Below are 24,864 nucleotides of genomic sequence, written 5' to 3'. Positions count from 1 at the left end.
CGTACGGTAAGTCTGGAAAGGACAGTGCAGAACCCTTGCTGTGCTTACCAAATCCTGACGTCGGTCAAGATCTTACCGACTTCTCACGGATCCGCGGGAAACCTGCCGAACGGCCGCCGACGGGGTTATCGTGACCGGCGATGAGCGAGTCGACGAAGGCTGCCCGGCTCGCCGAGCCGCCGCCCCCGGTTCCCGTCCGTCCCCGGTTCCGCGGTGATCTCGTGACGGTCGGCGTCACCCTCGTGGTGATCGCCGCCGCGACTGCCGTTGGCGTGTACTACAACCGGCCAGGCTCGGGCGTGGTGATCTACGCGTTCGCACCGCCGCTGTTCGCGTATTGGCTGCCGCACGTCGGTCCCGGCTCGGTGTTCGCTGTCCTGATCGCCGCCGGTGTCGTCCTGTACGGCCCGGCCTTGGCCGCCCGGCTGCGATGGCGACGCGCCCTGGCTGCTGGCTACCTGGCGTCCCTCGCCTGGATCTTCTCGCTCGCCTTGGTGGACGGCTGGACCCGCGGCTTCACCGGCCGGCTGACCACTCCGCAGGAGTACCTGCACGAAGTCCCCGGCATCACGGACATCCCGCGCTTCCTCCGCGAATTCTCCTCGCGCATCCTCGATTTCCAGCCGAACTCGTGGACCACCCACGTGTCCGGACACCCGCCCGGCGCGACGCTCGTCTTCGTCTGGCTCGACCGGCTCGGTCTCCACGGCGGTGCGTGGGCGTCGACCGCCGTGGTGCTGGTGGCCGCACTGGTCGCGGTCGCGGTACCAGCGACGATTGCCCTGCTCGGCCGTCCCGACGCAGCCCGCGCGGCGCTGCCGTTCGCCGTGCTCAGCCCAGGTGCTATCTGGCTGGGAGTGTCCGCTGACGGTCTCTTCGCTGGCGTGACCGCCACCGGCATCGCACTGCTCGCCCTCGCGTCGGTGGGCTTCCGCGAGCGCCGTGGTTACGCCTGGCCCACCGGATTGGCTGCCGGGATTCTCATCGGATTCGGCATCTTCCTCTCCTACGGCCTTGTCCTGCTCGGCTTGGTCGCGCTGGCCGTCGCGTTGCTCGGCCGACAATGGCGGGCCGCGGCAGCCGCTGTCCTCGGCGCGTTGGCAGTGATCGCCGTGTTCGCCCTGGCCGGATTCTGGTGGTTCGACGGCTACCACCTCGTGGTCGAGCGCTACTACCAGGGCGTCGCGGTAGTGCGGCCGTATTCCTACTGGGTGTGGGCCGACCTGGCCGCGGTGGCGGTCGCGTGCGGGCCAGCAGTGGTCGCGGCGGCCCGCAGGGGAGTGGCTTCGGCCGTCTTCTTGCCGTCTCGCAAGACGCTCCTGCGCGATCCGGTGCTGCTGATCGTGGTCGCGGCTGTGCTCACGATCGTGTTCGCCGATTCGTCCGGCCTGTCGAAGGCTGAGGTAGAACGGATCTGGCTACCGTTCGGCGCGTGGCTGATCCCGGCCACGGCGCTGCTTCCGGCGGGCCACCGCCGCTGGTGGCTGGCCGGACAGGCGGTGGTCGCGCTCGCGGTCAACCACCTGCTGTTGACGAACTGGTGAGGTGAGGCATGGAAGACCAAGCGGGTCGTGTGCTCGTGGTCGACGACGACGAAACGGTGCGCGACGTCGTCCGCCGTTACCTCGAAACCGCCGGTTTCACCGTCGACCTGGCCGGCGACGGCACGGCGGCGCTCGCCCAATTCGCCGAGCGCGTGCCGGACCTGGTGGTGCTCGACGTGATGATGCCCGGACTCAACGGCCTGGAGGTGTGCCGGCGGCTGCGGCAGACGAGCCAGGTGCCGATCGTCATGCTTACCGCACTGGGCGAGGAGGAAAACCGCATCGCCGGGCTACAGCTGGGGGCCGACGACTACGTCACCAAACCGTTCAGCCCCAAGGAACTCACGCTGCGCGTGGCATCCGTGCTGCGCCGGGCCCGGATGCCACGACCTGAGCCGCCCACCGCTGAGCTGGCGGACGGCAACCTCCGGCTCCAGATGACCGCCCGCCAAGCGACTCTCGACGGCGCGGTGCTGCCGCTGACCACACGCGAGTTCGACCTCCTCGCGTTCTTCCTCTCCCACCCCGGCGTCGCGTTCAGCCGGGCTGACCTGCTGGAGAAGGTGTGGGGCTGGGACTTCGGCGACCAGTCCACGGTGACCGTCCACGTGCGGCGGCTGCGCGAGAAGATCGAGCGTGACCCGGCGAAACCGATCCGCGTCGCGACGGTGTGGGGCGTCGGCTACCGCTACGACCGGACACAGTCATGATCGGCTCGGGCGAGTCGGCGTGGGACATGTTCGTCCACGTCCTGCACATTCTTCCGCTCGCCTTGCTGTTCGCCTTGCCCGTGGCGGCCTTGGGCGGGCTCGCGCTTTACCTGCTGCGGCGCCGGTCGCTGGCCACCACGATGACCACCCTCGTGCTGACTCCGATCGCGGCGATGCTGGTCGGAATCCTCGGCGTGAGCGGCTTCATGTTCACCGAGGCCCTGACCACCGAACTGCTCGTGTGCCTGCTCGTGGCACTAGTCGCGGTGCCCGCGGCGATGGTGCTGGGCCGGGTCATCGCGCGGCGCAGCGTGTGGGAACGCGAGGCGCGAGAACGCGAACGCGCGGCGGAGAAGTCGCGTCGCGAACTGGTCGCGTGGATCAGCCACGACCTTCGCAGTCCGCTGGCCGGGATCCAGGCGATGGCGGAGGCACTGGCCGACGGCGTGGTCTCGGAGCGCGCTGAGGTGGCCGACTACGCCCAGCGCATCAGCGGCGAGACCACCCGGCTGTCCGGCATGGTCGGCGACTTGTTCGAGTTGTCCCGGATCACCGCGGGAGCACTAGAACTGAGCATGTCGGCGGTCCCGCTGCGCGACGTGGTGAGCGACGCGGTCGCCGCGCAGGCACCGGTGGCGGACCGCAAACGCGTGCGGGTGCTGGAAAACGCGTCGGCGTGGCCGGTGGTGTCCGGCAGCGATCCGGAGCTGGCGCGGATCGTGCGGAACCTCGTGTCCAACGCCATCCGGCACACCCCTCCGGACGGCACGGTCGCCGTGCAGCTCGGCATCGACGGCGGCCAGGCGCTGCTGGCCGTGGACGACGGCTGCGGCGGGATTCCGGACGACGAGATCAGCCGGGTTTTCGACGTCGCCTTCCGCGGCACGCAAGCCCGCACCCCCGACCGCAGCGGCACCACCAGCGGCGGCGGACTGGGCCTGGCGATCGCGAAGGGCCTGGTGGAGGCACATCGAGGACGGATCGGCGTGCAGAACCACGGCCCAGGATGCCGCTTCGAGGTGCGGTTGCCGTTGGCGGCGTCCTGAACTGTCTATTGTGGACGGTCAGGGTGCGGCGACGGCCGAGATCGGCTCCACGGTGCGGTCGGCCGCGATCCGGAAGAACGGCTCGTCCGGGAAATGCGCCGCCGCGACGATGGTCCCGGTGCCGGCCACCTCGCCCAGCCAGCGACGACGGGTCAGCTCCGCCTGCCCCGGATCGACGTCGGACGCGGCACCGATCGTCGGATCGGCCATCTGCTCCGGAATCTGGAACACGTCACCGATCAGGACGGCGCGACGGTCCTGATCCGCGACCTCCAGCACGTGATGCCCCGGCGTGTGCCCGGGAGCATGCCGAACGGTGACGCCGGGAGCGACCGTTTCGCCGTCCAGCATCGGACGCAGTTTGCCCTGGGCGCGAAGGGCTTCCAGCGCTACCCGGCCGCGGTCGTGTCGACCCGCCGGTTCGACGAACGCCGCCCAGTCGGGCGCGCCGTACCGCACTTCGGCGTTCGGGAAGTACGGCTCGCCGTTCGGCGCGACCCAGCCGATGTGGTCGGCGTGCAGATGAGTCAGCACCACGGTGTCGATGTTTTCGCGGGCCACTCCGGCTTCGGCGAGCGCTGCGGGCAAGCTTCCGGTGTGCTCGGTTTCGGCGGCGCTGACGACCGGGTGCAGCTGCTCTTTGGAGTGCTGCGGCAGGTGCGGCTCACCGGTCGGACGCGGACCGAAACCAGCGTCGACCAGCACGGTGCGGCCGCTCGTCCGGATCAGGAATGCGCCAAGGACCACGGGCACGGTGCTCGGTGCCGAGCGCTTGCCCAGGAGTCCCGGAAAGAACGACGACGGCAGCTGCAGCCGTCCGTCGGTCAGTGCGTGGATTTCGATATCCCCCACCACGATGGAACGCATGCCCAACATCAAGATCCGGTACGGCCGATTCATTCCGGAAAGTGATCTTCACCTCATCGGGTGACGGGTGCGCGGAGCTCCGCGGTGGCGAACGCGGCGATGCCGTCCGCGAAGGACGTTTCCGCCCGGAATCCGAGCAGCTCCCGTGCTCGGGCCGGGTCAGCGACCACGTGCCGGACATCAGCCGGCCGCGCGCCGCCGACGATCCGCGGCTCCGGCCCGCCGCAGGCGCGGGCCAGCTCCCGGGCCAGGTCGCCGACACTGTGCGGCTGTCCGGAACAGATGTTCAGCGGCGTGAGGTCTGCCTCCGGACCGTCGCTCCGGAGCGCGAGGACGTTCGCTCGGGCCACGTCGTCCACGTGCACGAAATCTCGCTGCTGCCGTCCGTCCTCCAGCACGGTCGGCGCCTCGCCGCGTTCCAGCGCCGAGCGGAACAGGGACGCCACCCCGGCGTACGGCGTGTTCTGCGGCATCCGCGGGCCGTAGACGTTGTGGTAGCGCAACGCCCAGACCGTGCCGCCGGTCTGCCGTGCCCATGCGCCCGCGAGGTGTTCTTGCGCCAGTTTGGTTGCCGCGTACGTGCTTCGAGGCAGCAGCGGCGCGTTTTCGGGCACGAGTTGCCAGCCCAACTCGGCACCGCAGTGCGGGCAGGTGGGTTCGAATCGTCCGGCGTCCACATCGGACTGCCGACGAGGCGACGGTGGGACGACGCCGTGCTCCGCACACGCGTAACGGCCCTCGCCATAGACCACCATCGACGAGGCGAGCACGAGTTTGCGCACCTTCGCCGCGTGCATCGCGGCCAGCAGCACGGCGGTGCCGTAGTCGTTGTTCAGCGCGTACGAGGGCGCGTCGGAGGGATCCACTCCGTGCCCGACCACCGCGGCTTGGTGGCAGACCGCGTCGACGCCGTCGAGCAGTTCGGCGACGATCTCGGTGTCGGTGACGTCACCGCGCAGGAAGCGGTGCCGCCGGGTGTATTCGGGTGGCGTGGTGGAGCCGTGCGCGGTGGACAGCAGGTTGTCCAGCACGACGACCTCGTCGCCGTCGTCGGCCAGCTGGTCAGCGATCCGGGACCCGATGAACCCGGCGCCGCCGGTGATGAGCACTCGCACCTCGCCGACGTTAGGCCGCCTGCCCTGTGGCGCGCGCGGCCTGCGCGGACCACGTCACCGAATCGTCAGAAATCACCGGGCCCGCGGCGGCGAAGGGGGCCCGGAACCGGATACGGTGTCGGCATGGAACGGAGCGCACAGCGGCTGGGCCGGGCACTCGTGGTGATTGTGGACGACCGGGTCGCGCACGGGGAGCACGAGGACACCTCCGGGCCGCTCGTCACCGAGCTGCTCGAGGAGGCCGGGTTCATCGTCGACGGCGTCGTCGTGGTCGAGGCCGAGACGGCGGGCATCCGCAACGCGCTCAACACGGCGGTGATCGGCGGTGCGGACCTGGTGATCACGGTCGGCGGCACCGGGGTGTCGCCGCGCGACCGCACACCGGACGCCACCTCCGGCGTTCTCGACCGTCCGATCCCGGGCATCGGCGAAGCCCTGCGCGCTTCGGGACTGGCAGCGGGCGCGGTCGACGCCGGGATCTCCCGCGGCCTTGCCGGAGTTTCGGGCAGCACGCTGGTGGTCAACCTGGCCGGTTCGCGCGCGGCTGTGCGCGACGGCATGGCGACCCTTTCCTCGCTGGTCCCGCACGTGATCGACGAGCTCTCCGGCCTCGAAGAGGTCTGAGCCCGGCGGGGTATCTCTCTGCACTTGTCAAACAACAGGTGGGACGATGGACCCATGCCGCACGAAGAACGACGTCCCCGCGTGACCGAGGCCCAGCGCCGCCGCCGGGTCGACGAGATCTTCGGCGACGTGCTGCCGGAGACCACGTCCGATGAGCGGGGCCGGGGCCCGGAGACCACTCCGGATTCGTGGTACCTCGAGAACCGGCCCCCGCATCACGATCGCTGACCCCTCAGTTGCCGCTGCTGGAGGAGCCGTTGCCCTGCTGCGCGCGCAGCAGGTCGCGGATTTCGGTGAGCAGCTCGACGTCCGTCGGCTCGGCCGGGCCCTTCTCCTCGCCGCGCTTGCGCCGCTCCTGGACGTGTTTCATCGGCAGGACGATCAGGAAGTAGACGATCGCGGCGACGATCACGAAGTTGATCGCCGCGTTGATCACGCCGCCGAAGTCCATGAACGTCGAGTCGTTGCCGTGCAGGACGTTGAAGCCGAGGCCTTTCGCCGCGTCCGAGCCGCCGAGCGCGTTGATCAACGGCTTGATCAGGCCGTTGGTGAACGCCGTGACGATCGCGGTGAACGCGGCGCCGATCACGACGGCGACCGCGAGGTCGACGACGTTGCCGCGCATCAGAAAGTCCTTGAAACCTTTCAGCACTGCTGCTCCCAGGGGATTCGGGACGGGCGTCTGGCCGTCGTGAGACAGCCGTCGCTCATCAGAACAGGGTCGGGTTAGCGGAGAGTAACCGCTACCGGTCGTTCGAGCGAGGAAGCAGCGACCTGCGTGGCAACCTGCGCCGGCAGCGCGAGCAGTACCAGCGGACCCTTCTGCGGTGGACCCAGCGTGCGGTTCCCGGAGTCGTCGGAACGCCGGACGGTGACCACCGCGGCCCCTCTGGCCAGCACAGACGCGGAATTTGTGGTATCCGCGCCCGCGACGACGTCGACGCGCTGACCCGGCTGAAGCAGCTCGGCGACGGCCGCGTCCGCGAGCCGGACGGCGACCGTGACCGCGCCGGGTTCACCCGTTACGGGGAGGTTGTTGCCGAGGAGCCGGACGTCGGTGATGGGCTCGCCGGCCCGGGCCGCGCCGGACAGCAGCCGCCCCACCGCCGCGTCGGACGCCGACAGTGCACCGGACGGGCGGAGGTCGTCGGGCAGCGCGACGGTCCGCACGTCAGCAGCGCGCAGGACCGAGCCCGCGGGCAGATCGCGTGCGGAGACCACCGTTGTTGTGGCGGGTGCGCCCCGTGCGGAGGGCGGGAGGAACAGGACGAGCAGGCCGGCCAAGAGCAAGGCCGCCGCGAGACACCGGCGGAGCATCCGGGCTCGCCGACCGCGCGGCAGACGGACGTCAGGCAGCGCGGGAAGGCGGCTGAGCAAGGTGTTCACGGTTGTCCCCTCGTCGGTTCCGATGCGACGGGATGCCGCACGAATCCGACGTTAAGGACGTCGCGAACCGACCGAAAGGGTCGATTCGCGAACCTGTGGACAACTGGCCCCTTGTGGATAACTCGGGGGTCAGGAGGGCGTGGAAGCCGTTTTTGTCGTGCTCGTCGTGGACGATGTGTTCGAGGACGAAGAAGACGTCGACGAAGAGGAGGTGGTGGACGACGAGTCGGACTTGGCGCTCTCGGTCTTGGCCGGAGTCGCGGAAGTGCTCGACTTGCTCGATTCACGCGAATCCGTGCGGTAGAACCCGCTGCCCTTGAAGACCACGCCGACCGAGCTGAAGACCTTGCGCAGTGGACCGGAGCACTGCGGGCAGACGGTCAGGCTGGGGTCGGAGAAGGACTGCACCGCTTCGAAGCGGTGGTCGCATTCCTTGCAGGCGTACTGGTACGTGGGCACTGAAGCTCCTTCATGCACTGGCACTCGACCTACAAGAGTGCTAACCCAATTGTGCTGGACGACATTCCCTCAGCGCAATTACCCCTTGCTCACAGTGCTGCGGCGGAAGGGGTAGCGGCGGGTTGGCGCTGGTCAGGACGTCCTGGGCGGGTGCGGCTCGGTGGCTGGACCGCGGCTGGTCCGGTCGGTTGGGCCTTCGCTGGGCCGGTTGGCGGGGTCGGGCGGTGTCTGTGGGCGGCTCGAAGTGCGCCGGTTTGGGCAGCTGCCGGTGTGGATTACGGGTTTATGCGTGGTTTCGGTGATTTGGGAGGTTGGGTGGTTCGTGGGTGAACGCTGAGGTGAATGAGGTGGGCGGAGCTGGCGACGTGTCCGGCTGACCGTGCGCGGCGCGAGTGACCTGGTCGGAGCTGGTGGCTCAGTGCCGGGCGGTTGTGGATGCCGGGTGTCGGCTGAGGCTGGCGAGGTGGCTCTTGCTGGGCGTCCGCGGACGGCTCTTCGGTTCGGGCGCTGGTCGGCAGCGGGGGCCGTCGTAGCGGCCATCGGCTGGGGGTCTTCAGGCGGACGGCAGTTTGTCGGCTGGGGTCTTCGATCGGGTGGCGCTATCGGCTGGGGCCTTCGACTGGGCAGCTGGGCAGCTGGCGACTGGGCAGTTGGCCAGCGGGCCATGATGGCGGTCATTCGGTTCGGGCGGCGGCACCGAACCCGGCGCGGCCCGGTCGAGTGGTCGTGGCCACTTGCCTCACCGAGCGGCGACACCGAACCCGACATACCTGGTCGAGTGGTCAAGACCACTCGCCTCACCGAAGCGGTAGCGCCGAACCCGGCGGCCCGGTCAGGTGGTCGTGACCACTCGCCTCACCGAGCGCCAGCGGCGGTCGGCAGCTGAATGAGGCCGGAGGGCGTCAGGACGGCGGTCATGGGCACGTCGTGGGGTTCGGCCGGGAGGTGGTCGACGACCTCCTCTGCGCGCACCACAGCCACGCGGGCGGTGTCGGCCGCGGCGGTCAGGGTGCGGTCGTAGTAGCCGGCTCCGCGGCCGAGGCGGGTGCCGTGGCGGTCGACGGCCAGGGCTGGGATCAGCAGCACCTGTGCCGATGCCACCGCGCTGATGCCCAGTCGTGGGCCTGACGGTTCCAGGACGCCGCGGAGGCGGCCGGGGATCAGAGCGTCCGGGCCGGTGTACTCGGCCCAGTCGAGCGGGCCGGGAGTGTCCGGGATGACGGGCAGCAGAACACGCGCGGCCAGGGCGTTCACCAGGGAGATTCGGCCGGGCTCAGTGCCGAAAGGGAGGTACGCGCACACCGTTTCCGCGTGGATCGACGACGCCGCGGTCGCCAGGGCGGCCGCCTCGCGAGCATGGGCTTCGGGGGGCAGTTCGGCGCGGGCGCGAAGGATTCGTGTCCGCCACTCCGCCTTGCTCGGGGTCTCATTGCCCGGCTCGTGCATGAGACCAGGTTAGGCTTTGCGCCCATGACGGGCGCCTCAACCACCCAGACCTTCAGAACCGCCATCGTGCCTGCCGCAGGCCTCGGCACGCGATTCCTGCCGACCACGAAAGCGGTGCCCAAAGAGCTGCTGCCGGTGGTCGACACGCCGGGGATCGAGATCGTCGCGACCGAGGCGGCGAGTGCGGGGGCGAAGCGGCTGGTGATCGTCACCTCGCCGGGCAAGGAATCCGTAGTCCGGTACTTCGAGGCGAAACCGGACCTGGAGAAGACGCTCGAGGAAAAGGGCAAGACTGAGCTGCTGGCGAAGGTCCGCCGTGCGCCGGAACTGCTGGACGTCGAGGTCGCGATCCAGGAACAGGCACTCGGGCTCGGGCACGCGGTCGCGCAGGCCGAGCCGAACCTGACCGACGAGGACACCGCCGTCGCCGTGCTCCTGCCCGACGACCTCGTGTTGCCCGCCGGGGTCCTCGACCGGATGTCGGCCGTCCGCGCCCAGCACGGCGGAAGCGTGCTGTGCGCCTTCGACATCCCGAAGGAGCAGATCTCCCCGTACGGCGTCTTCGACGTCACCGACACCGACGACCCGGACGTCAAGCAGGTCCACGGCATGGTCGAGAAGCCCAAGCCGGAGGACGCGCCGTCGACCTACGCCGCGGCCGGGCGGTACCTGCTCGACCGGGCGATTTTCGACGCGCTGCGCCGGATCGAGCCCGGCGCGGGCGGCGAGCTGCAGCTCACCGACGCCGTCGCGCTCCTGATCCAGGAAGGGCACCCCGTGCACATCGTCGTCCACCGCGGCGGGCGGCACGACCTGGGCAACCCGGGCGGATTCCTCCGCGCCGCTGTCGATTTCGCGCTCGAGGACCCGGATTACGGGCCGTCGCTGCGCGCCTGGCTGACCGAACGGATCGGAAACGATCGCCCATGACGGACTCCCTCGATTCCACCCCCGCCACCCCGACCGAAGAAGGCGCGGCGACCGAACCGGCGGTGCAGGCCGTCGCAGCGGCGGAAACGGCGGAAATCCTTGTCCCGACGGAAGAATCCGCTGAATCCGGAGACTTCCGCTCGGTCGACGAGCAGATCGCGCTGACTCTCGACGCCGCCGTGCGCCCGCGGCCGGTTCGCGTCGCTATCTCCGAAGCGCAGGGCCTGCTCTGCGCGGAGGAAGTGGTCGCCGAGCACGCGCTGCCCGGGTTCGACCAGGCCGCGGTGGACGGATACGCGGTGCGGAGCGTCGACGTGCGCACCGCCGGACAGGAACCGGTCCAGCTGCCGGTCGTCGGCGAAATCCCGGCTGGCTCGCGTCAGCCGCGCCGGTTGCAGCCGGGCCAGGCGGTACGCGTCGACACCGGCGCGCCGCTGCCCACGCTCGCCGACGCCGTGGTCCCGACCGCTTACACCGACGGCCACCAGGCCAAGGTCACCGTGACCAGGTCCGTGCCGTCCGCCGGCTACGTGCGCCGGGCCGGCGAGGACGTGCAGATCGGCGATGTCGCGGTGCGCAAGGGCGACACCATCGGCTCCGCGCAGGTCGGGCTGCTGGCCGCGGTCGGCCGTGCGAAGGTGCTGGTCTACCCGCGGCCTCGGGTGTCGATCGTGTCGGTCGGCGACGAGCTGGTGGACATCGACCGCACGCCGTCGGTCGGCCAGGTCTACGACGTCAACTCGTACGCGCTGGCCGCGGCCGCGCGCGACGCCGGCGCCGAGGTGAGCCGGGTCGGCATCGTGCCGGGCGACCCGAAGCGGCTGCGCGAGGTCGTCGAAGGACGGCTGCTGATGTCCGAGATCGTGGTCGTCGCGGGCGGGGCCGGCGGGTCTTCCGGCGACGAGGTGCACGCCGCGCTGTCCGACCTCGGGCACATCGACCTGACCAGGGTCGCGATGCACCCCGGTTCGGTGCAGGGCTTCGGCAGGCTCGGCCCGGATTCGGTGCCGACGTTCCTCATCCCGGGCAATCCGATGAGCGCGCTCGTGGTGTTCGAGGTGCTGGTGCGGCCGCTGATCCGCACCGCCCGCGGCACCCGCAACCCGCACCGCCGGGTGGTCGGGGCGCGGCTGCTGTCGTCGATCACCTCGACGAAGGGCCGTCGCGGTTACCTGCGCGGCCAGCTGCTGCGCGACGAAGCGAACGGCGAGTACCTGGTGCAGCCGCTCGGCACGTCGGGCGCGCACCTGCTCGCGTCGCTGGCCGAGGCCAACTGCCTCATCACCGTCGAAGAGGATCTCACCGAGGTGGCCGCGGGCGACCAGGTCAAGGTCACCTTCCTCGCCCAACGCGCCTGATCCGTGGCCGCACTCGCCGACTCGGTCGAAAACCGGCACCCGGGCTGGCCCGCCACGCTCGGCCCGCTGCGGGTCCCGGCAGGCGTGCTCGCCGTGCGCCCGGCGCGGCTGCGCGACGCGAGCGAGTGGAGCCGCGTCCGGCTGCGCGACCGCGAGCACCTCGAGGAGTGGGAGCCGACCGGCATCGGGCCGTGGGCCGACCGCAACGCGTTCTGGTCGTGGCCGTCGCAGTGGGCGGCGCTGCGCGGGCTGGCGCGGCGGGGCCAGTGCCTGCCGTTCACGATCACGGTGGACGGAAAGTTCGCCGGGCAGATCACTGTCGGTAACGTGATCCGAGCCGCACTCCGGTCGGCCTGGATCGGGTACTGGGTGTCGTCCGAGATCGTCCGGGGAGGCGTGGCCACGGCGGCCGTCGCGCTCGTGACAGATCACGCTTTCGATGTCGCCGGCCTGCACCGGCTGGAAGCGACCGTGCGCCCGGAGAACAACGCCAGCATCCGCGTGCTCACGAAGGCCGGATATCGGCAGGAAGGGCTGTTCGAGCGGTACCTCGACGTCGCTGGCGCATGGCGTGACCACCTGTGTTTCGCCGTGACGAAAGAAGAGACCGGCGACGGCCTGGTGTCCCGACTGGTGGCCTCCGGGCGCGCCGACCTGGCCTGACGGTGACTACGCGTCCCAGCATGATCACGCGTTACCACATCCTGTGAGATTCACCTAATGCGGTGATGCATTTTCGTGATCGAACCCGGCGAGTCTGCGCCTCCTGTGTGACTGTTGTGGCTAGCGTGACTACAGCAGAGGATCGGGGGAGGTGACGGGAGATGCCCAGTTCGGTGATCATCGTCGCGCTCGCCGCGGCATGGCTCGTCGTTCTCGTGCCCATGGTGGCTCGCAAACGCCAGCAAGTCGCGCGGACGCCAACCTCCGCGCTGGCCGCCCGGGTAGTGCGAAGGGGCAGTGCTCGCAACGAGGGACAGGAGGACGACGCCGTGTCCGACAATGCGAAGCCTTCGGTGGAGGACGATCTCGCCGAACTCGAGGCGGAACTCGACGCTGACCTGGACGAGGAGCCCGAACCCGAGCCGGAGCCGCTCCCGCAGCCCGCGCGCGCCGAACGTGCCGCCGCGCCGCGCCGCGAACGCCGCAGCTACCGGCCCGGCCGAGGTGGCTTCGACCCGGAAGCGGCGGAGATCGCTGCCAAGGCCAAGTACGCTTTCCGTCAGCGGATAGTCGTGATCCTGCTGATCGCCGCCGTCGTGACGGCTGTGATCGCCGGATTCGCGCTCTCCCTTGCGTGGTGGGCACACGCCGCGGTCGACATCGCCCTCGTCGGCTACCTCGTGTACCTCCGCCGTCAGGTCCGCATCGAGAACGAAATCCGGCAGCGTCGGATGGCCCGCTACTCGACGACGGCCCCTGCTCCTTCTCCCGAGGCGTACGACTCTTTCGAGGAGGAAGAGGAGGACGTCGAGGTCGTCGAACCCGAGGTGCCGCGCGACATCGTGGAGCGCAAGCCGTCCCCGATGTCCCGCATTCGCCGCCAGGCCGTCGTGGTCGACCTGGACGACGAGGACCCCGCATTCGAGGAACTCGCCGAGCCCACCGCGGGCCCCTACCGCCGGGCCGTCGGAGAGTGACCCCCGCTGTTCGGTGCCTGGAGGGCGCTGCTAAGCTTTCCAAGCACTGAACAACAGGGGCTCACGCTCCTAGGGGCTGTAGCGCAGTTGGTAGCGCGTCTCGTTCGCATCGAGAAGGTCAGGGGTTCGATTCCCCTCAGCTCCACAGTGAATCAAAGGCCCTTTCCGGCATCCGGGAAGGGCCTTTTTCGTGTTGTACAGCAGCAAAGTACAGCAGCGACCCCAGGTGACGACGCCGATCAGGACGCGGGCAGCGGCAGGCGATAGAACGCAGCAGTTCCGCCAAGTTCCAGAATGTCGTGCGAGCCTTCTGCCCGTCCGGCTCCGGTCATGCGGAGCCGGACGGGCAATGCTCAAACAGAATGCGTTACTGGCCGACCATTTCGTTCGTCCAGCTGGTCACCGCGTCGTGCAGCAGTGGTGCATTGGACGCGTAGTTGATCGAGTGCCCATAGCCTGGCAGCACGAACGTGCGCAGGTTCGCTTCGGGCGAGTAGTACGCGGCCTCGCCTTGCCGCAGGCTTTCCGCGCTGGAGCAGTCGCTGGCCAGCGGGCCGCAGAACACGCCGTCCTCCTCGCCCATGGCCACCAGCACCGGCACGTTGATCTGCCTGCTGTAGGGCAGCACAATGCCGAGCAGGGCGGCGTCCACGAGCTCACCGGCCGTGACCAGGTCTTTGTTCGCCTCGTCCTCGTCGATGACCTGCTGGTTGAACGGCCCAGGATTGTGGAAAGCGGCGTATCGCGTGCCGTTCGCCGTGGTCAGGTACCCCGGGTCCAGCCCGACGACCTTGGACATCTTCTCGTCCAGCGCCGCGGGGATCACCGCGGCCACCGTGGGCGACACCGTCAGCGGGGCGAGCCGGTGGGTGAACCCGGTGACCACCACGCCGTCCACGTCGTGGAAGGTGGCCGCCTCGATGATCGTGGTGGCCGATCCGAGCGAGTGCCCGACGAGGACGATCTTGTCGAATCGAGGTCCCACAGTGCCCGTCCGCATCGCCTGGATGGCGTGGTGCACCGCGTTGGCCTGGCTGCTCGCGGTCAGCAGCGCGCTCGGCGGCTTGGAGCTGCGCCCTGAACCGACCCGGTCCACCGCAAGGGTGGCGTATCCGGCGTTGTTCACCGCCTTGCGGAACGATTGGGTGTCCGGAAGGCCGGGCGGGTCGTAGTAGGTCGAGTTGTAGGTACCGCCGGGCACCAGCACCTGCAGGGTGTGGCTGCCGCCCGGCGGGACGCACAGCCTGCCGTACATGGTCTGGTCGTTGAGCCCGAGCGGTGGTAGGTCCACCAGTGACACGGGGATGGTCAGATCCTGGCAGACCGCCTCGTCGGCGGACGCCTGTGCTGGGGCGAGCACCGTACCGGCGCACAGCAGAGCCGCCGCCGCGACGGCGGCGCGGCGCAAGAGCAAACGCACAAAAACTCCATATTCCGTTGTGAGAGCGACTAATTCCTCGGACGTACCGTCATCGGCATGCCACGTGGGTAGGCGATGGTGGTGTACCGGACCCGGACCGGGCCGGTGGGTTCTAGGCGCCACCGCGCGAAAATCGTGGCCACCCCGAGGACCACCTCGGCTTGCGCGAACAGGCGGCCGATGCACTGCCGGATCCCGTTGCCGAACGGAATGAACACCCCCGGCGGCAACGACCGCACCCGCTCGGTGGACCAGCGGTCCGGATCGAATACTTCCGGGTGATCCCAGTACCGGGGGTCGGTGTGCATGGTGAGCGGGCTGAACATCACCTCGTCGCCGGGCCGCAGCCGCACCGGGCCGAGGTCGATCTCCTGTTCGGTCCGGCGCATCAGGATCCACAGGGCGTACATCCGCAGCACCTCGCTGACCACGTGCCCGGTGCAGACCAGCGCGGGCAAGTCGTCGAAGGTCGCCGGGCGCCCGCCCAGCACCTGGTCCGCCTCGGCCCGCACCCGTTCGGCCAGGGCGGGATCGCGCCCCAGTTCGTGGCAGGTCCAGGCCAGGATCAGCGCAGTGGTCTCGGTGCCCGCGGTGAGCAGGGTCATCACCTCGTCGTGCACCTGCTCCCGGGTCATCCGCTCCCCGGTCTCGGCGTCCCTGGCCAGCAGCAGCGTGGACAGCAGGTCACCGTGGTCGGTGTCGGCGTCGCGGCTCGCCATCAGCTCCTGCACTACGGCCTTCATGCGCGCGATGGCCTGGTCGAAGCGGCGGTTGAACGGCAGTTTCTCCGCGAAGCCCGGGGAGAGCACCCGGTACATGCCCAGCTGAATGATCAGCGGGATCGAGCGGCGGGCCTCGCGGATCGCCTCCTCGCCCAGTTCGGTGCCGAACAGCGCCTCGCCCACGTTGGTCATGGCCAGGGCCTGCATGTCCGCGTCGATCTGTCGCACCTCGCCCGGCCGCCAGGACTCGGCCAGCGCGGTGGTCGCCCGGACCCAGTTCTCGGCGTAGCGGCGCAGGTGCTGCTGACCGAAGGCGGGCAGCATCAGCTTGCGCTGCCTGCGGTGGAAGGGCTCGTCGGACAGGGCCAGGCCGTTGCCCACGTACGGGCGGAATTTGCGGAACATGAACCCGCTTCCGAAATTCGCGCCGTTCGTGACTAATACGCGGTGAATAATTTCCGGATTCGTGACGAAATAGGTGTGGAGCCGACCCAGAAACAGCGTGACCACATCGCCGTGTTCCCGCAGCCCGGCGGTGAATGGGATGGGACGGCGGACCAGTGCGGGTGTGTGTCCCAGCAGGGGCCACCGTCCGGGTGCCGCCCGGACCGACACGAGAACTCCTTGGCATGAGGGGGAATCGGGAAGGCCGCTACGTTACGCGCCATTCAGCCGCGCCGGCAGCGCCCGAATGGGTAGCACCCCACCCACGATTGACGGATTAAGGCATCGCCGCCGGGGTGAGTATGCTGTTCCGGCTCCCAAATCGATGAGGTGGCCGATGGTGGGTACACGGGACTGGGTCCCGGCCGGAATAGACACGAGTTCACCGAATATCGCCCGAGTGTACGATTACTGGCTCGGCGGCAGACACAACTTCGAGACGGACCGCACCACCGCGGACTACATCGAGCGGACCTTGCCCTGGGTCCGGCAGTCGGCGCGGCTCAACCGCGCGTTCCTCGGCCGCGCGGTGCGCTTCATGCTCGCGCGGGGCATCCGTCAGTTCCTCGACTTGGGCGCGGGCATCCCCACCGTGGGCAATGTGCACGAGATCGCCCAGCTGGAGGACCCCGAGGCCCGGGTGGTCTACGTCGACAAGGACGCGGTGGCGGTCGCGCACAGCGAACTGCTGCTAGCGGGCAACGACCGCACCGCGGTCCTGCACACGGACGTGCGGGACGTGGCCGGGGTGCTGGACAGCTCGGAGGTCCGGCGGCTGATCGACTTCTCCGAGCCGGTGGGCCTGCTGTGCATCATGCTGTTGCACTGGATCCCGGACGAGGACGACCCGGCCGGGGTGGTGCGCGCCTATCAGGAACCCCTGGTCCCGGGCAGCTTGGTCGCCTTCACCCACCTCACGTCCGACGCGCACCCGGACGTGATCGCCGAGGCCACCGGCCGGTTGGCCGATCGGCGCGGCGAGGTGCCGTACGATCGTCCCCACGACCAGGTCTTGGGCCTGCTCGGGGACTTGGCGCTGGTCGAGCCGGGCCTGGTGGGCTGTGGCAACTGGCGACCGGCCGGACCCACCGACATCGCCGAGGACCCGGTGTGGAACGAACTGATCTACGCAGGCGTGGCGCGGAAGTCGTGAGCCCGTGACCGAGCCCGGCAGATCCTTGCTCCCGGAGCCGTCCGAAGACGGGCGCCGCGAACGCGTCCTGCTCGCGCGCAAGTGGGCCTACTTGCTGGGCGGGACCGGCTACGTTCCGCTGGCGCACAACAGTTTCGAGACCGAGCTGGCCGCGCTGCTGGACGACTTGTGCACCGAGGTGCACGAGAGCGGGCCCGGGAACCCGCCAGGCAGTACCGGTTCGCTGGAGGCCGCGGGCACTCGGCTGGTCGAGTTGAATTGCGCGGGCGGGCAGGCGCTCACTGCCACGATGGGCGTATTGGGCAAGGGCCTGCTCGCGCTGCCCGAGTTCCAGCCCGTCGAAAAGATCGCCGAACGTGTCGTGGGCGTGCTCGGCGCGCTGGCCGCGAGCGTGGCGGCGGCCGCGCAGCGTGCCACCTTGGCCCAGCAGGAGAACCTGAAACTGTCTCTGCTCAAGGCCGTGCGGGACGCCAAGTACGAGCTGCGGACCGCACAGGCGCGATTCGACGAGGTCGCTACGTCGTCGGCGAGCGGCATCCTGGTCGCCGATCTCGACGGCAGGCTGGTCACCGTGAACGCCGCGGCGGGCGTGATGCTCGGGCGCGCTCCGGACGAGCTGACCGGATGCGACCTGTTCGAGCTGGTACATCCCGACTACGTGCCCGTTCTGCGCGAGGACTACCGCGCGCTGCTGGCGGGCAAGGTCGAGCGGATCAAGCAGTCGCAGCGGCTGCTGCACCACGACGGCGAGGCGGTTTCGGTGTCGTTGACCGCCTCTCTGCTGCACGGTGCCGGGGACGAGCCCAGCCACTTCGTCACCGTGGTCGAGGACGGCACCGAGTTGTTCCTGCTGCAGAACGAAATCAGCCGGCAGGCCCTGCACGACGTGCTCACCGGCCTGCCCAACCGGCAGTGTTTCAGCACGCGGATGGAGACTGCGCTGGGCGAGGCCGACCCGGAGCTGGGCGTGACGCTCCTGCGGCTGGAGCTGGACGCTTTCGCGGTGGTGCGCAACGGCCTCGGCGAGCGCGCGGCCGAACAGCTGCTGGTCACCGTGGCGCGGCGGCTGAAGTCCGTGCTGGCAAAGGAGAAAGCCCTTCTCTCGCGGTTCGGGGACGCGGAGTTCGCGGTGCTGGTGGAGAACGCGCCGGACACCCCGCCGCCGGGGTGCTTGGTGCGCGAGCTGCGCCAGGAGCTGGCCGAACCGACCTATGTGGACGGACACGGGCTGGCCCTGTCGATCAGCGTCGGCGTGGTCAGCCGGACCGCCGACGGCCGCGACGCCGCCGATCTGCTGCGCGAGTCCCACCAGGCACTGCGCCGGGCCAAAGCCAACGGGCACGGGCAGTGGGAGCTGTCGCATCCCGAGCAGAACCGGATGGACCGCAAGACCGACGAGCTGGCCGCGGTCATGCCGGGCGCCTTCGAACACGGGGATGTCCAGGAGCGGTACCGGCCGCTGATGCGGCTGGGCGACGGCGCGGTGCACGGGGTGGAAGTGCTGCTCAGCTGGGATCCGCCCGGCGCGGGCGCGCTGTCCGACGAGCGCTGCCGCAGCCTGGCCGAGACCACCGGGCTGACGCTGCCGATCGGCGAATGGCTGCTGAACACCGCCTGCGAACAGGTCGGCTGGTGGCGGCAACGGCTCGACCGCGACCTGCGACTGCTGGTCAGTCTGAGCCCGCACCAGGCGGCCGATACGGATCTGCTCACCCGGGTGGTCGGCGTGCTGGAGGAGACGCGCTTCCCGGCCGAGCGGCTGCTGGTCGAACTGCCCATGCTGGCCCTGGCCGCCGACCTCGGCGAGTCCAGGGACAACCTGCGGGAGCTGTCCGGCCTGGGAGTGCGGCCGGTGATCAGCGTCAGCGGGCTGGGCGACGGCGCGCTGGCCGCGCTGGTCGACCTGCCGGTGTACGGCGTGCGGCTGGACTGCGGGCTGCTGGACGGGGTCGCGCCGGACTCGCCGGTGGTCGACCTGTTCCGGGAGCTGCCGAGCTTGGCGCACCGGGTCGGGGCGGAGGTCATCGTGGACGGTTTGACCACCGCCGAGCAGGCGCGGTTCTGGCGGGACGCCGGGGCTGAGCTGGCGCTGGGTGCGCATTGCGGGGAGTCTTGCCGTGCGGATGAGCTGGCGGACGCTTTCGGGGACCCTGGTTGGCGGAAAGACTAGGCAGTGGCCTAAGAGCGATTCTCTGCCTGATCAGCCGCGGAGCGAACCGAGGGTGTTTTCGAGGGCGCTGGTGAGGTAATCGGCGGTACCGGGGCCGCAGGCGATGGCGACGTCGCCGTGCGGTCCGTCCAGCAGGTAGGTGAGGACTCTGCCGTGGTCGAGGCTGTCCAAGGCGGTCAACGGCATGCTGGCGCTCCGGGCGCCGCCGGGCCGGGCGGCGACGAACAACTGGTGGCTGGCGGCCCTTCGCGACTCCATCAAGGTGCGGAGCCGGTCCTCGGGGGAAGTGCGGGTGTAGTCGCTGCTGGTGTCCAATGTGTACGAGTCGCTGACCCGGCCCTGGTCGTATTCGGCTTTGGGGACGGTGAATTCGGTGATCGTGGCGGCTGGGAAATCCGGCAGTTGTTCGACGACCGCGCGGATCAGCTGGTTCGCGCCGATCGTCGTCAAAGTCAGCAGTTCGTCCTCAACGATGACGAGGACGGCGTTGCGGCCGGCGCGGACCGCGAGCGTCGCGCGGTCCCGGTCTCCGCTGCTGGACCAGCCGTAGCATTCCGCCTCGGCGTTGGCGACCGCCAGCATCAGGTCGCGGAACTCCGCGGTGATCCTGTCGGCACGCAAGTCGAAGAAGCCGGGCTCGGCCAGAACCTGACGGGTCAGGGCATCCAAGCGCATGGCGGCGTCTTTTTCGACCCACACGTCGACGACGCCCAGAACCGGATGTGCCGGGCCGATCTGTTCCCATTCCCAGGCTTTCGCGACCGCCAGGCGCGGGACGGTCACCGGGGCGTCGAGCAGCATCACGTTGTTCCCCCCACTGCCGTTCGATGCTGTCTATTCGCCGATGACCGGCGGCGTCGCTCTGCCGTCGTAGCCGAACAACGAGTTCGGGTCGGCTTCCTGCAAGTAGGACGCGGCTTTCTTCTCTTCGTCCTCTTCGCCTTTGCCGCCTTTTCCCGCGCCGCCTGCCATGGGCATGCCGTTGGTTCCTTTAGCTCCGGGCGCACCGGTGCTCGATCCTCCGCGCATCCCGCGCTCCGGCTCGCCGAACCGGTTGGCTCCGGTCGACTTCCCTGCCTCGCCGGGGCCGCTAGGTCGGCCGCCGCGCGCGGAGGTGTCGGGACGGCTGACGCCAGCGCTGGGTGTTCCCGTTCCGCCGATGGGTCCGAAGGACCCGGGCATGCCGGTGAGCTGGCCGGGATTGGGGTAGCCGCTGGAACCGCCGGGAGCGTAGCCGGAAGTAGAGCCGCTGGGCCCGAACTGCACCGGGGTGCGGTCCATGCCGGGGGAGCCGGGCGGGACGTAGCCGGAAGTGCCGGTGCTGTCGTCGCCGTGCGAGACCGGGGGCGGATAGGCCGGAGGGTGACTGTCGCCGGGAATGGCGCTGTGCCAAAGAGGCATGGTGCTCAGTCCCGGCGGGGCCCCGGCTGCTGGACCGGGCTGATCGGCCGGACGGTAGGCGTCGGGGTTGTGGAGGGGCGTGGCGACCTGCTGCCGGTGGTGCTCCTGTGTGCCGCTCTGGCCGGGGTCCTTGGCCGGTGCCAGGTTGTAGGTGCCGTCCGAGGAATCGGGGACCTGTCCGTAGTCGATGGGCATTTTCCGGGCGTGGCCGTCGCTGGTTCCGGTGAATCCCTGATACACGGCGTTGTTCTGTTCGACGGCCGCGTTGCGCGCGTTGATCTTCTTCTCGTTGTCGGTGTCCCAAGGCGTGAGGACGTCCCACGCCGACCGGCTGGGTGGGTCGTCGGAGACGTCCTGCAGCGAATCTCGAGCCGAGGTGAACGCATGCGACTGGTCAGCGAGCGTGGCCTGGCTGTCGTGCAGCGCCACCGACGCGGACGCCGCGACATCCGCCAGCGGGCGCAACGATCCCCTGGCCGCGTCTCCGCTCTGCCCTGACCAGGCGCTTTCCAGACGGCCGACTGTTGTCAGAGTGTCGGATTCGATGCCGTGCTGCTCGGCGGACTGGAGTGACGCGGTGTGCTGCGCCCGCCCGAGACTGTCCGGTCCGGGGCCCGCTTTCACCCGTCGCACGAGTTCGCCGGGCAGGATGATGAGGCCTTCGGCCTGCATCTGCTTCAGGACCGCCAGGTACGAGTCGGTCAAGGACGACATGCTCACGCGCCGCCCTTCAACGTGGTGACGGCCAGGTCGGCGACGTGCTGGGCGTCCTGGCAGGGATCGGCGCCCTTCCCCGCTTGAGAGTCGGCCAGTTTCACATCTACCTCGAAAGCGGCGTCGTCAGCGATGCCGATCGCGACGCTGCATCGGCCGGTTGGGCGGTCGTCGGTCGGCCCGTAAGCCACCACGGGGTAGCCCTGCACGGGTGCGAGTTCTTCGAAGAAGCCTTCGTTCTTCTTCGCGTAAACGTGGCCGAGACCGTCCTTCCACGCGTACACGAGTTGCACGCCGATGCCTGAGCCGCGGCTCGGATTCGACCACCGGCATTGTTTGGCGACTCCCGTGTCCTGCGACGGCTGCACCTCAGGCGATACACCGGAGAACAACGTCTTCACCTGTGCGTCGGTCAGCACCTTGCAGGGATCGCCCTGGACGAGAGAAGCCGGCAGCGGACTCGCGACCTTGGGAACCTCTGACGAAGGCCGCTGTGCGTCGCTGCTCGGAGATCCGGTACTGGGCAAGGGATCGGGTTTCCCCCCGTTGCCGCCGCAGGCGGCCAGTCCGGCGGCGAGCAGCAGCGCGAGCAAGGGAACGCGGAAACGGATCGAACGCATCAGAAGCGTCCCTCGCCCTGCTTGCCGATGTCCCGGCCGGCCTGCTGGTCGTGTGCGTCGTGGATGCCCAGCGCGTCTTTCATCTTCTGGATGATCGAGCCGAGGTATGCGCTTTGCCGCATCAGGTGGCCGCGGTAGTAGTTACCGGAGTTGTTGCTGGCGTCGGTGTTCCGCAGCGAGGCAGGGTCCTTCCCCGGCGGGGTGATGGTCCACATCGGGACGGCCTTTTCGATCTGGGAATCGATGCGCGTCCGCAGGTTCTGAAGGTTGTCGAGTTCGGCGGTCATCGCGTCCTTGCTCAGGTAAAAGCCAGGTGCGCCGCCGCCGGAGGAACCACCGCCGGCTCTGGGCGTGCCGTCGGCGAGGAAAAAACGCGCTCCCGCGAGTGCCCCGGCGAGCGTCCCGACGGCACCGGTACCGCCGGACGGCGTCATGTGCTCAGCCATCTGCATCCTCCCCTTGCGTGGCTGGCTCGAACCATAGCTTCGCTAGGCGGGACCGGTGGTATTCAGCCGGAAATCGGAATATGCCGCCGAACTTGAGGGCCGATCGGGTTAACGGGCCCCGATGTCGATTATTGGCATCCGGCTAAATCTTTCGGGTGAATGCTCGTCCAGGTGGGGTTGCTTCGCATTTCGCAATATTGGCGGCTGGGCAGAACTGTAATCGTGACGGCTGTGCTCAGCCGAGACCGTCCAGGAACGGCCGATGAGCGTTCTGGAACTCCCACTTGTAGTACCGATCCCAGTTAACCGACCAAGTCATCAACCCTCGCAATGCAGGCGACGGTCCACCGCGCAAGGTGTATGAGCCGCAGCCGGTTCCATGGGCCAGGCAGGTCACGGCGGTTTGGACTTCGGCAGGGGCGACGTAGCCGTTTCCTGCGCTGACCGCGGCGGGCAGGCCGACGGCGATCTGGTCTTCGCGGAGGCCTGGGAAGGTTTGGCCGGTGTTCGCGACCTTGAAGCCGGACTTGAGCATGTCCGTCATCGCGATCAGGAAGTCCGCGCCGCCCATGGTGTGGTACTGGTTGTCCAATCCCATGACTGGGCCGGAGTTGTAATCCTGGACGTGCAGCACAGTCAGGTCGTCGCGCATGGCGTAGATGACTGGCAGGTAGGCACCGGTACGGCCGTCGCCCCCGCCTGCGCCGCCATAGAACTGGTAGCCCACCTGGACAAAGAACGTTTCTGGGGCCATCGTCAGGACGAATTTGGTGCCATAGCGGGCTTTCAGGGTCTTTAGAGCCGAGATCAGGTTGACGATCACTGGTGTGGTCGGGTTGTGGAAGTCTGTGTCGCCTGAGTTCAGGGACAGCGACTGGCTTTCGAAGTCGACGTCAAGGCCGTCCAGACCGTATTTGTCGATGATCGCTGCGACGGAGTTGACGAAGTTGTCGCGGGCGGCGGTGCTCGTCAGTTGGACTTCGCCGTTTTGGCCGCCGATCGAGATCAGGACCTTCTTGCCCTGCGCCTGCTTCGCGCGGATGGCCGCGATGAAGTCCGCGTCGCTTTCCACGCCGGGGCATTCGGTGGTCGAGCAACGGTTGAAGCGGACGTCGCCTGAGGTCACTGACGTTGGTTCGGCGAAGGCCAGGTCGATGATGTCCCAGGCGTTCGGGACGTCGGCGAGCTTCATGTACCCGGAGCCGTTCGCGAAGCTTGCGTGGACGTAGCCGATCAGTGCGTGTTTTGGCAGGCCGGCGCTGGTGCAGCCGCTGGTGGTCGCGGAAGCCGCGGGGGTGTGGGCGGACTCGGCCTTGTCGTTGAAGGCGGTCACCGAGTAGCTGTGCGAGGTGCAGGCGGTGAGGCCGGAGAGCGTCGTGGACGTTCCGGTCACGGTGGCGCGCAGGGTGTTGTCCTCGTAGACGCGGTAGCCGGTGACGGTGCCTGCGGCCGCGCCCCAGCTCAAGGCGACCGACGTGTCGGTGACGGTGCCGACGGTCGGGGTTCCCGGGACGCCTGGTGCGCCGGGGGTGTCTCCGCCGGGGCCGTCTAGGACTACGTCGTCCGCGTAGTACGTGCCGGCGCCATACCAGCCGTGCAGGTACAGCTCGGCGGATGTCTGGGTCGCGGTGGTGGTGAAGGACAGCGAGAGCTGGCTGTACGTCGAAGCGTTCGTCCAAGTGGAGGAGCCGCCTGTGACGCCTAGGTACACCGGTGCGCCTTGGACCCACGCGGAGACCGAGTAGGTCGTGCTCGGGCGCACGGACACGGTTTGGGTGCATTGTCCCTGGTCAGAAGCACCGGGGGTGACGGCCAGGGCGTAGCTCCCCGAGTGCACCGGCGTCTTCACGGCCGCGCCTGCCGGGCACGTCCAGCCGGAGGTCGAACCGGCTTCGAAACCGGGGTTGGCGAGCAGGTTCGCCGCCTGTGCCGGCCCGCCGACGACAAGTCCGGCTGCGGCTAGCAGGAGCACGACGAGGAAACGAGCACGCTTCATTGCGGTTCCTCCGGTCCGATGCGACCCCCTGGCTAGCTATTGTCTAGACCACTCACCAGGTTGTCCAGACCTATTTGACCGACGAAAGTCGGCTTTCCCTCCGGGATCAGGCGTTGAGGTCGAAGCCTTGGACGTACCAGGCCGCCTCGTGTTTCTGGACCTTGAAGGTGAGACTGAACGAACCCGTTTTTCCGGTAGAGCCGATGAGTTCGAGGCTGCGCAATGTGCGGCCGTCGAGCTTGACGGCGGTGTCGGGCACGGTGACCTGGTCTCCTGACGCGCTGACCTCGTCGACGGTGACTTTGCCTTGCGGCGGCAGGGGGACGCCTGGTTTGGCCCAGGCATCGTGCAGTGACTCCGCGGCCTTGAGCGCCTCGGGGCTCTTGCACAGCGTCTTGGCGTCTTTGCCGGGTGGAAGCACGGGCGCACTGGACAGGCAGGCTTTCGCGTAGTGCTTTTGCAGGATCTGGGTGACCCAGCGTTCGACCGCGACCTGGTAAGTCGGGGCACCGGAACTGGGCGGACCGGCCGGCTTGGGGGCCGTGCTGGCGGGCGGGACGGCTGAGCCGGTCACGTCGGTCGAGCCGCATGCGGTCAGGCTCAGCAGGATCGCCGGTGCTGCGAGCCACGTTTTCGCCGTCACGAAATCCCCT

25 protein-coding genes and 1 tRNA gene are annotated in these 24,864 nt (G+C 68.9%); 12 read left to right on the top strand and 14 right to left on the bottom strand.

The features are described from left to right. Positions 1–140: 140 nt before the first annotated feature. Genes ABZX37_RS23775 through ABZX37_RS23765 form a run of 3 tightly spaced genes read left to right on the top strand, consistent with a single transcriptional unit; the run spans position 141 to position 3,300 of the window. Positions 141–1,544 (top strand): hypothetical protein, encoded by a 1,404-nt coding sequence (locus tag ABZX37_RS23775; RefSeq protein ID WP_354742898.1) that lies wholly within the window; start codon positions 141–143, stop codon positions 1,542–1,544. Positions 1,545–1,552: 8 nt separating this feature from the next. After that, positions 1,553–2,254: a response regulator transcription factor gene (locus ABZX37_RS23770; protein ID WP_354742896.1), complete on the top strand. Its 702-nt coding sequence runs from the start codon at positions 1,553–1,555 to the stop codon at positions 2,252–2,254. Continuing rightward, entirely contained in the window at positions 2,251–3,300 is a 1,050-nt protein-coding gene (locus tag ABZX37_RS23765) for a HAMP domain-containing sensor histidine kinase (RefSeq protein WP_354742894.1), read from the top strand. The genes ABZX37_RS23770 and ABZX37_RS23765 overlap by 4 nt, the downstream gene beginning before the upstream one ends. An 18-nt stretch (positions 3,301–3,318) precedes the next feature. Here ABZX37_RS23765 and ABZX37_RS23760 read toward each other — a convergent pair whose 3' ends face one another. Together ABZX37_RS23760 and ABZX37_RS23755 are read right to left on the bottom strand one after the other, a co-directional pair. Continuing rightward, positions 3,319–4,167 carry an MBL fold metallo-hydrolase gene (locus ABZX37_RS23760; RefSeq protein WP_354742892.1) on the bottom strand — a complete coding sequence of 283 codons (849 nt, stop codon included), beginning with the start codon at positions 4,165–4,167 and terminating at the stop codon, positions 3,319–3,321. 53 nt (positions 4,168–4,220) lie between these two features. Beyond that, the gene (locus tag ABZX37_RS23755; RefSeq protein ID WP_354742890.1) at positions 4,221–5,282 is read right to left on the bottom strand and encodes an NAD-dependent epimerase/dehydratase family protein; all 1,062 of its coding nucleotides are present in this window, start codon (positions 5,280–5,282) and stop codon (positions 4,221–4,223) included. A 123-nt stretch (positions 5,283–5,405) separates the two neighbouring features. On the opposite strand from ABZX37_RS23755, the gene ABZX37_RS23750 reads away from it, so the two are divergent. Both ABZX37_RS23750 and ABZX37_RS23745 read left to right on the top strand, forming a co-directional pair. Beyond that, the gene (locus ABZX37_RS23750) at positions 5,406–5,906 is read left to right on the top strand and encodes a MogA/MoaB family molybdenum cofactor biosynthesis protein (protein ID WP_354742888.1); all 501 of its coding nucleotides are present in this window, start codon (positions 5,406–5,408) and stop codon (positions 5,904–5,906) included. 54 nt (positions 5,907–5,960) lie between these two features. Next, the gene (locus ABZX37_RS23745) at positions 5,961–6,134 is read left to right on the top strand and encodes a hypothetical protein (protein WP_167493483.1); all 174 of its coding nucleotides are present in this window, start codon (positions 5,961–5,963) and stop codon (positions 6,132–6,134) included. Positions 6,135–6,138: 4 nt separating this feature from the next. Here the strand turns inward: ABZX37_RS23745 and mscL are convergent, their stop codons facing one another. The 4 genes from mscL to ABZX37_RS23725 form a co-directional block, all read right to left on the bottom strand. Beyond that, positions 6,139–6,558, bottom strand: coding sequence for a large-conductance mechanosensitive channel protein MscL (gene mscL, locus ABZX37_RS23740; RefSeq protein ID WP_354742886.1), 420 nt, complete (start codon positions 6,556–6,558; stop codon positions 6,139–6,141). Between the two features lie 74 nt (positions 6,559–6,632). Continuing rightward, positions 6,633–7,292, bottom strand: a complete 660-nt coding sequence (locus ABZX37_RS23735) for an SAF domain-containing protein (RefSeq protein WP_354742884.1) — start codon at positions 7,290–7,292, stop codon at positions 6,633–6,635. A gap of 129 nt (positions 7,293–7,421) precedes the next feature. Then, the gene (locus ABZX37_RS23730; RefSeq protein WP_354742882.1) at positions 7,422–7,751 is read right to left on the bottom strand and encodes an FmdB family zinc ribbon protein; all 330 of its coding nucleotides are present in this window, start codon (positions 7,749–7,751) and stop codon (positions 7,422–7,424) included. Between the two features lie 855 nt (positions 7,752–8,606). After that, positions 8,607–9,197: a 5-formyltetrahydrofolate cyclo-ligase gene (locus tag ABZX37_RS23725; protein WP_354742880.1), complete on the bottom strand. Its 591-nt coding sequence runs from the start codon at positions 9,195–9,197 to the stop codon at positions 8,607–8,609. A gap of 24 nt (positions 9,198–9,221) precedes the next feature. Here ABZX37_RS23725 and ABZX37_RS23720 point away from each other — a divergent pair, with 24 nt between their 5' ends. The 5 genes from ABZX37_RS23720 (at position 9,222) to ABZX37_RS23700 (ending at position 13,270) form a co-directional block, all read left to right on the top strand. After that, positions 9,222–10,127: a UTP--glucose-1-phosphate uridylyltransferase gene (locus tag ABZX37_RS23720; RefSeq protein WP_354742878.1), complete on the top strand. Its 906-nt coding sequence runs from the start codon at positions 9,222–9,224 to the stop codon at positions 10,125–10,127. Next, positions 10,124–11,485: a gephyrin-like molybdotransferase Glp gene (gene glp, locus ABZX37_RS23715; protein ID WP_354742876.1), complete on the top strand. Its 1,362-nt coding sequence runs from the start codon at positions 10,124–10,126 to the stop codon at positions 11,483–11,485. The genes ABZX37_RS23720 and glp overlap by 4 nt, the downstream gene beginning before the upstream one ends. A 3-nt stretch (positions 11,486–11,488) precedes the next feature. Further along, positions 11,489–12,148, top strand: a complete 660-nt coding sequence (locus ABZX37_RS23710) for a GNAT family protein (RefSeq protein WP_354742874.1) — start codon at positions 11,489–11,491, stop codon at positions 12,146–12,148. A 161-nt stretch (positions 12,149–12,309) separates the two neighbouring features. Then, positions 12,310–13,125 carry a gephyrin-like molybdotransferase receptor GlpR gene (gene glpR / locus ABZX37_RS23705; RefSeq protein WP_354742872.1) on the top strand — a complete coding sequence of 272 codons (816 nt, stop codon included), beginning with the start codon at positions 12,310–12,312 and terminating at the stop codon, positions 13,123–13,125. A 72-nt stretch (positions 13,126–13,197) separates the two neighbouring features. Beyond that, a tRNA-Ala gene (locus ABZX37_RS23700) sits at positions 13,198–13,270 on the top strand. 222 nt (positions 13,271–13,492) lie between these two features. On the opposite strand, the gene ABZX37_RS23695 is transcribed toward ABZX37_RS23700, so the two are convergent. Then, the gene (locus tag ABZX37_RS23695; protein WP_354742870.1) at positions 13,493–14,545 is read right to left on the bottom strand and encodes an alpha/beta hydrolase; all 1,053 of its coding nucleotides are present in this window, start codon (positions 14,543–14,545) and stop codon (positions 13,493–13,495) included. A gap of 29 nt (positions 14,546–14,574) precedes the next feature. Then, positions 14,575–15,882 (bottom strand): cytochrome P450, encoded by a 1,308-nt coding sequence (locus tag ABZX37_RS23690; protein ID WP_354742868.1) that lies wholly within the window; start codon positions 15,880–15,882, stop codon positions 14,575–14,577. A 154-nt stretch (positions 15,883–16,036) separates the two neighbouring features. On the opposite strand from ABZX37_RS23690, the gene ABZX37_RS23685 reads away from it, so the two are divergent. Then, positions 16,037–16,864, top strand: a complete 828-nt coding sequence (locus ABZX37_RS23685) for an SAM-dependent methyltransferase (RefSeq protein WP_354742866.1) — start codon at positions 16,037–16,039, stop codon at positions 16,862–16,864. A gap of 4 nt (positions 16,865–16,868) precedes the next feature. Then, the gene (locus tag ABZX37_RS23680) at positions 16,869–19,034 is read left to right on the top strand and encodes an EAL domain-containing protein (RefSeq protein WP_354742864.1); all 2,166 of its coding nucleotides are present in this window, start codon (positions 16,869–16,871) and stop codon (positions 19,032–19,034) included. A 30-nt stretch (positions 19,035–19,064) separates the two neighbouring features. Here the strand turns inward: ABZX37_RS23680 and ABZX37_RS23675 are convergent, their stop codons facing one another. The 6 genes from ABZX37_RS23675 to ABZX37_RS23650 all read right to left on the bottom strand — a co-directional run bounded on the left by ABZX37_RS23675 (position 19,065) and on the right by ABZX37_RS23650 (position 24,854). Further along, on the bottom strand, positions 19,065–19,835 hold the full coding sequence (locus tag ABZX37_RS23675) for an ESX secretion-associated protein EspG (RefSeq protein ID WP_354742862.1): 771 nt from the start codon (positions 19,833–19,835) through the stop codon (positions 19,065–19,067). Between the two features lie 33 nt (positions 19,836–19,868). Further along, positions 19,869–21,140, bottom strand: a complete 1,272-nt coding sequence (locus tag ABZX37_RS23670) for a hypothetical protein (protein ID WP_354742860.1) — start codon at positions 21,138–21,140, stop codon at positions 19,869–19,871. 11 nt (positions 21,141–21,151) lie between these two features. Next, the gene (locus tag ABZX37_RS23665; RefSeq protein ID WP_354742858.1) at positions 21,152–21,769 is read right to left on the bottom strand and encodes a DUF3558 domain-containing protein; all 618 of its coding nucleotides are present in this window, start codon (positions 21,767–21,769) and stop codon (positions 21,152–21,154) included. Continuing rightward, positions 21,769–22,215, bottom strand: a complete 447-nt coding sequence (locus ABZX37_RS23660; RefSeq protein WP_354742856.1) for a hypothetical protein — start codon at positions 22,213–22,215, stop codon at positions 21,769–21,771. The genes ABZX37_RS23665 and ABZX37_RS23660 overlap by 1 nt, the downstream gene beginning before the upstream one ends. A gap of 235 nt (positions 22,216–22,450) precedes the next feature. Beyond that, positions 22,451–24,211 (bottom strand): glycoside hydrolase family 18 protein, encoded by a 1,761-nt coding sequence (locus tag ABZX37_RS23655; protein ID WP_354742854.1) that lies wholly within the window; start codon positions 24,209–24,211, stop codon positions 22,451–22,453. 106 nt (positions 24,212–24,317) lie between these two features. Beyond that, positions 24,318–24,854: a hypothetical protein gene (locus ABZX37_RS23650; protein ID WP_354742852.1), complete on the bottom strand. Its 537-nt coding sequence runs from the start codon at positions 24,852–24,854 to the stop codon at positions 24,318–24,320. Between the last annotated feature and the right edge of the window lie 10 nt (positions 24,855–24,864).

The sequence above is a fragment of the Amycolatopsis sp. NPDC004079 genome, assembly GCF_040610415.1.
GTDB lineage: Bacteria > Actinomycetota > Actinomycetes > Mycobacteriales > Pseudonocardiaceae > Amycolatopsis > Amycolatopsis halotolerans.
The sequence above is the reverse complement of the archived record's forward strand: the minus strand, read 5'-3'. Positions and strand labels throughout refer to the sequence as shown.

Coding starts and splice junctions, on each gene's coding strand:
- glp (WP_354742876.1), top strand. CDS start 10,124: ATGACGGACTCCCTCGATTCCACCCCCGCCACCCCGACCGAAGAAGGC.
- ABZX37_RS23685 (WP_354742866.1), top strand. CDS start 16,037: ATGAGGTGGCCGATGGTGGGTACACGGGACTGGGTCCCGGCCGGAATA.
- ABZX37_RS23765 (WP_354742894.1), top strand. CDS start 2,251: ATGATCGGCTCGGGCGAGTCGGCGTGGGACATGTTCGTCCACGTCCTG.
- ABZX37_RS23660 (WP_354742856.1), bottom strand. CDS start 22,215: ATGGCTGAGCACATGACGCCGTCCGGCGGTACCGGTGCCGTCGGGACG.
- ABZX37_RS23720 (WP_354742878.1), top strand. CDS start 9,222: ATGACGGGCGCCTCAACCACCCAGACCTTCAGAACCGCCATCGTGCCT.
- ABZX37_RS23750 (WP_354742888.1), top strand. CDS start 5,406: ATGGAACGGAGCGCACAGCGGCTGGGCCGGGCACTCGTGGTGATTGTG.
- ABZX37_RS23760 (WP_354742892.1), bottom strand. CDS start 4,167: ATGCGTTCCATCGTGGTGGGGGATATCGAAATCCACGCACTGACCGAC.
- ABZX37_RS23675 (WP_354742862.1), bottom strand. CDS start 19,835: ATGCTGCTCGACGCCCCGGTGACCGTCCCGCGCCTGGCGGTCGCGAAA.
- ABZX37_RS23775 (WP_354742898.1), top strand. CDS start 141: ATGAGCGAGTCGACGAAGGCTGCCCGGCTCGCCGAGCCGCCGCCCCCG.
- glpR (WP_354742872.1), top strand. CDS start 12,310: ATGCCCAGTTCGGTGATCATCGTCGCGCTCGCCGCGGCATGGCTCGTC.
- ABZX37_RS23665 (WP_354742858.1), bottom strand. CDS start 21,769: ATGCGTTCGATCCGTTTCCGCGTTCCCTTGCTCGCGCTGCTGCTCGCC.
- ABZX37_RS23725 (WP_354742880.1), bottom strand. CDS start 9,197: ATGCACGAGCCGGGCAATGAGACCCCGAGCAAGGCGGAGTGGCGGACA.
- ABZX37_RS23655 (WP_354742854.1), bottom strand. CDS start 24,211: ATGAAGCGTGCTCGTTTCCTCGTCGTGCTCCTGCTAGCCGCAGCCGGA.
- ABZX37_RS23770 (WP_354742896.1), top strand. CDS start 1,553: ATGGAAGACCAAGCGGGTCGTGTGCTCGTGGTCGACGACGACGAAACG.
- ABZX37_RS23745 (WP_167493483.1), top strand. CDS start 5,961: ATGCCGCACGAAGAACGACGTCCCCGCGTGACCGAGGCCCAGCGCCGC.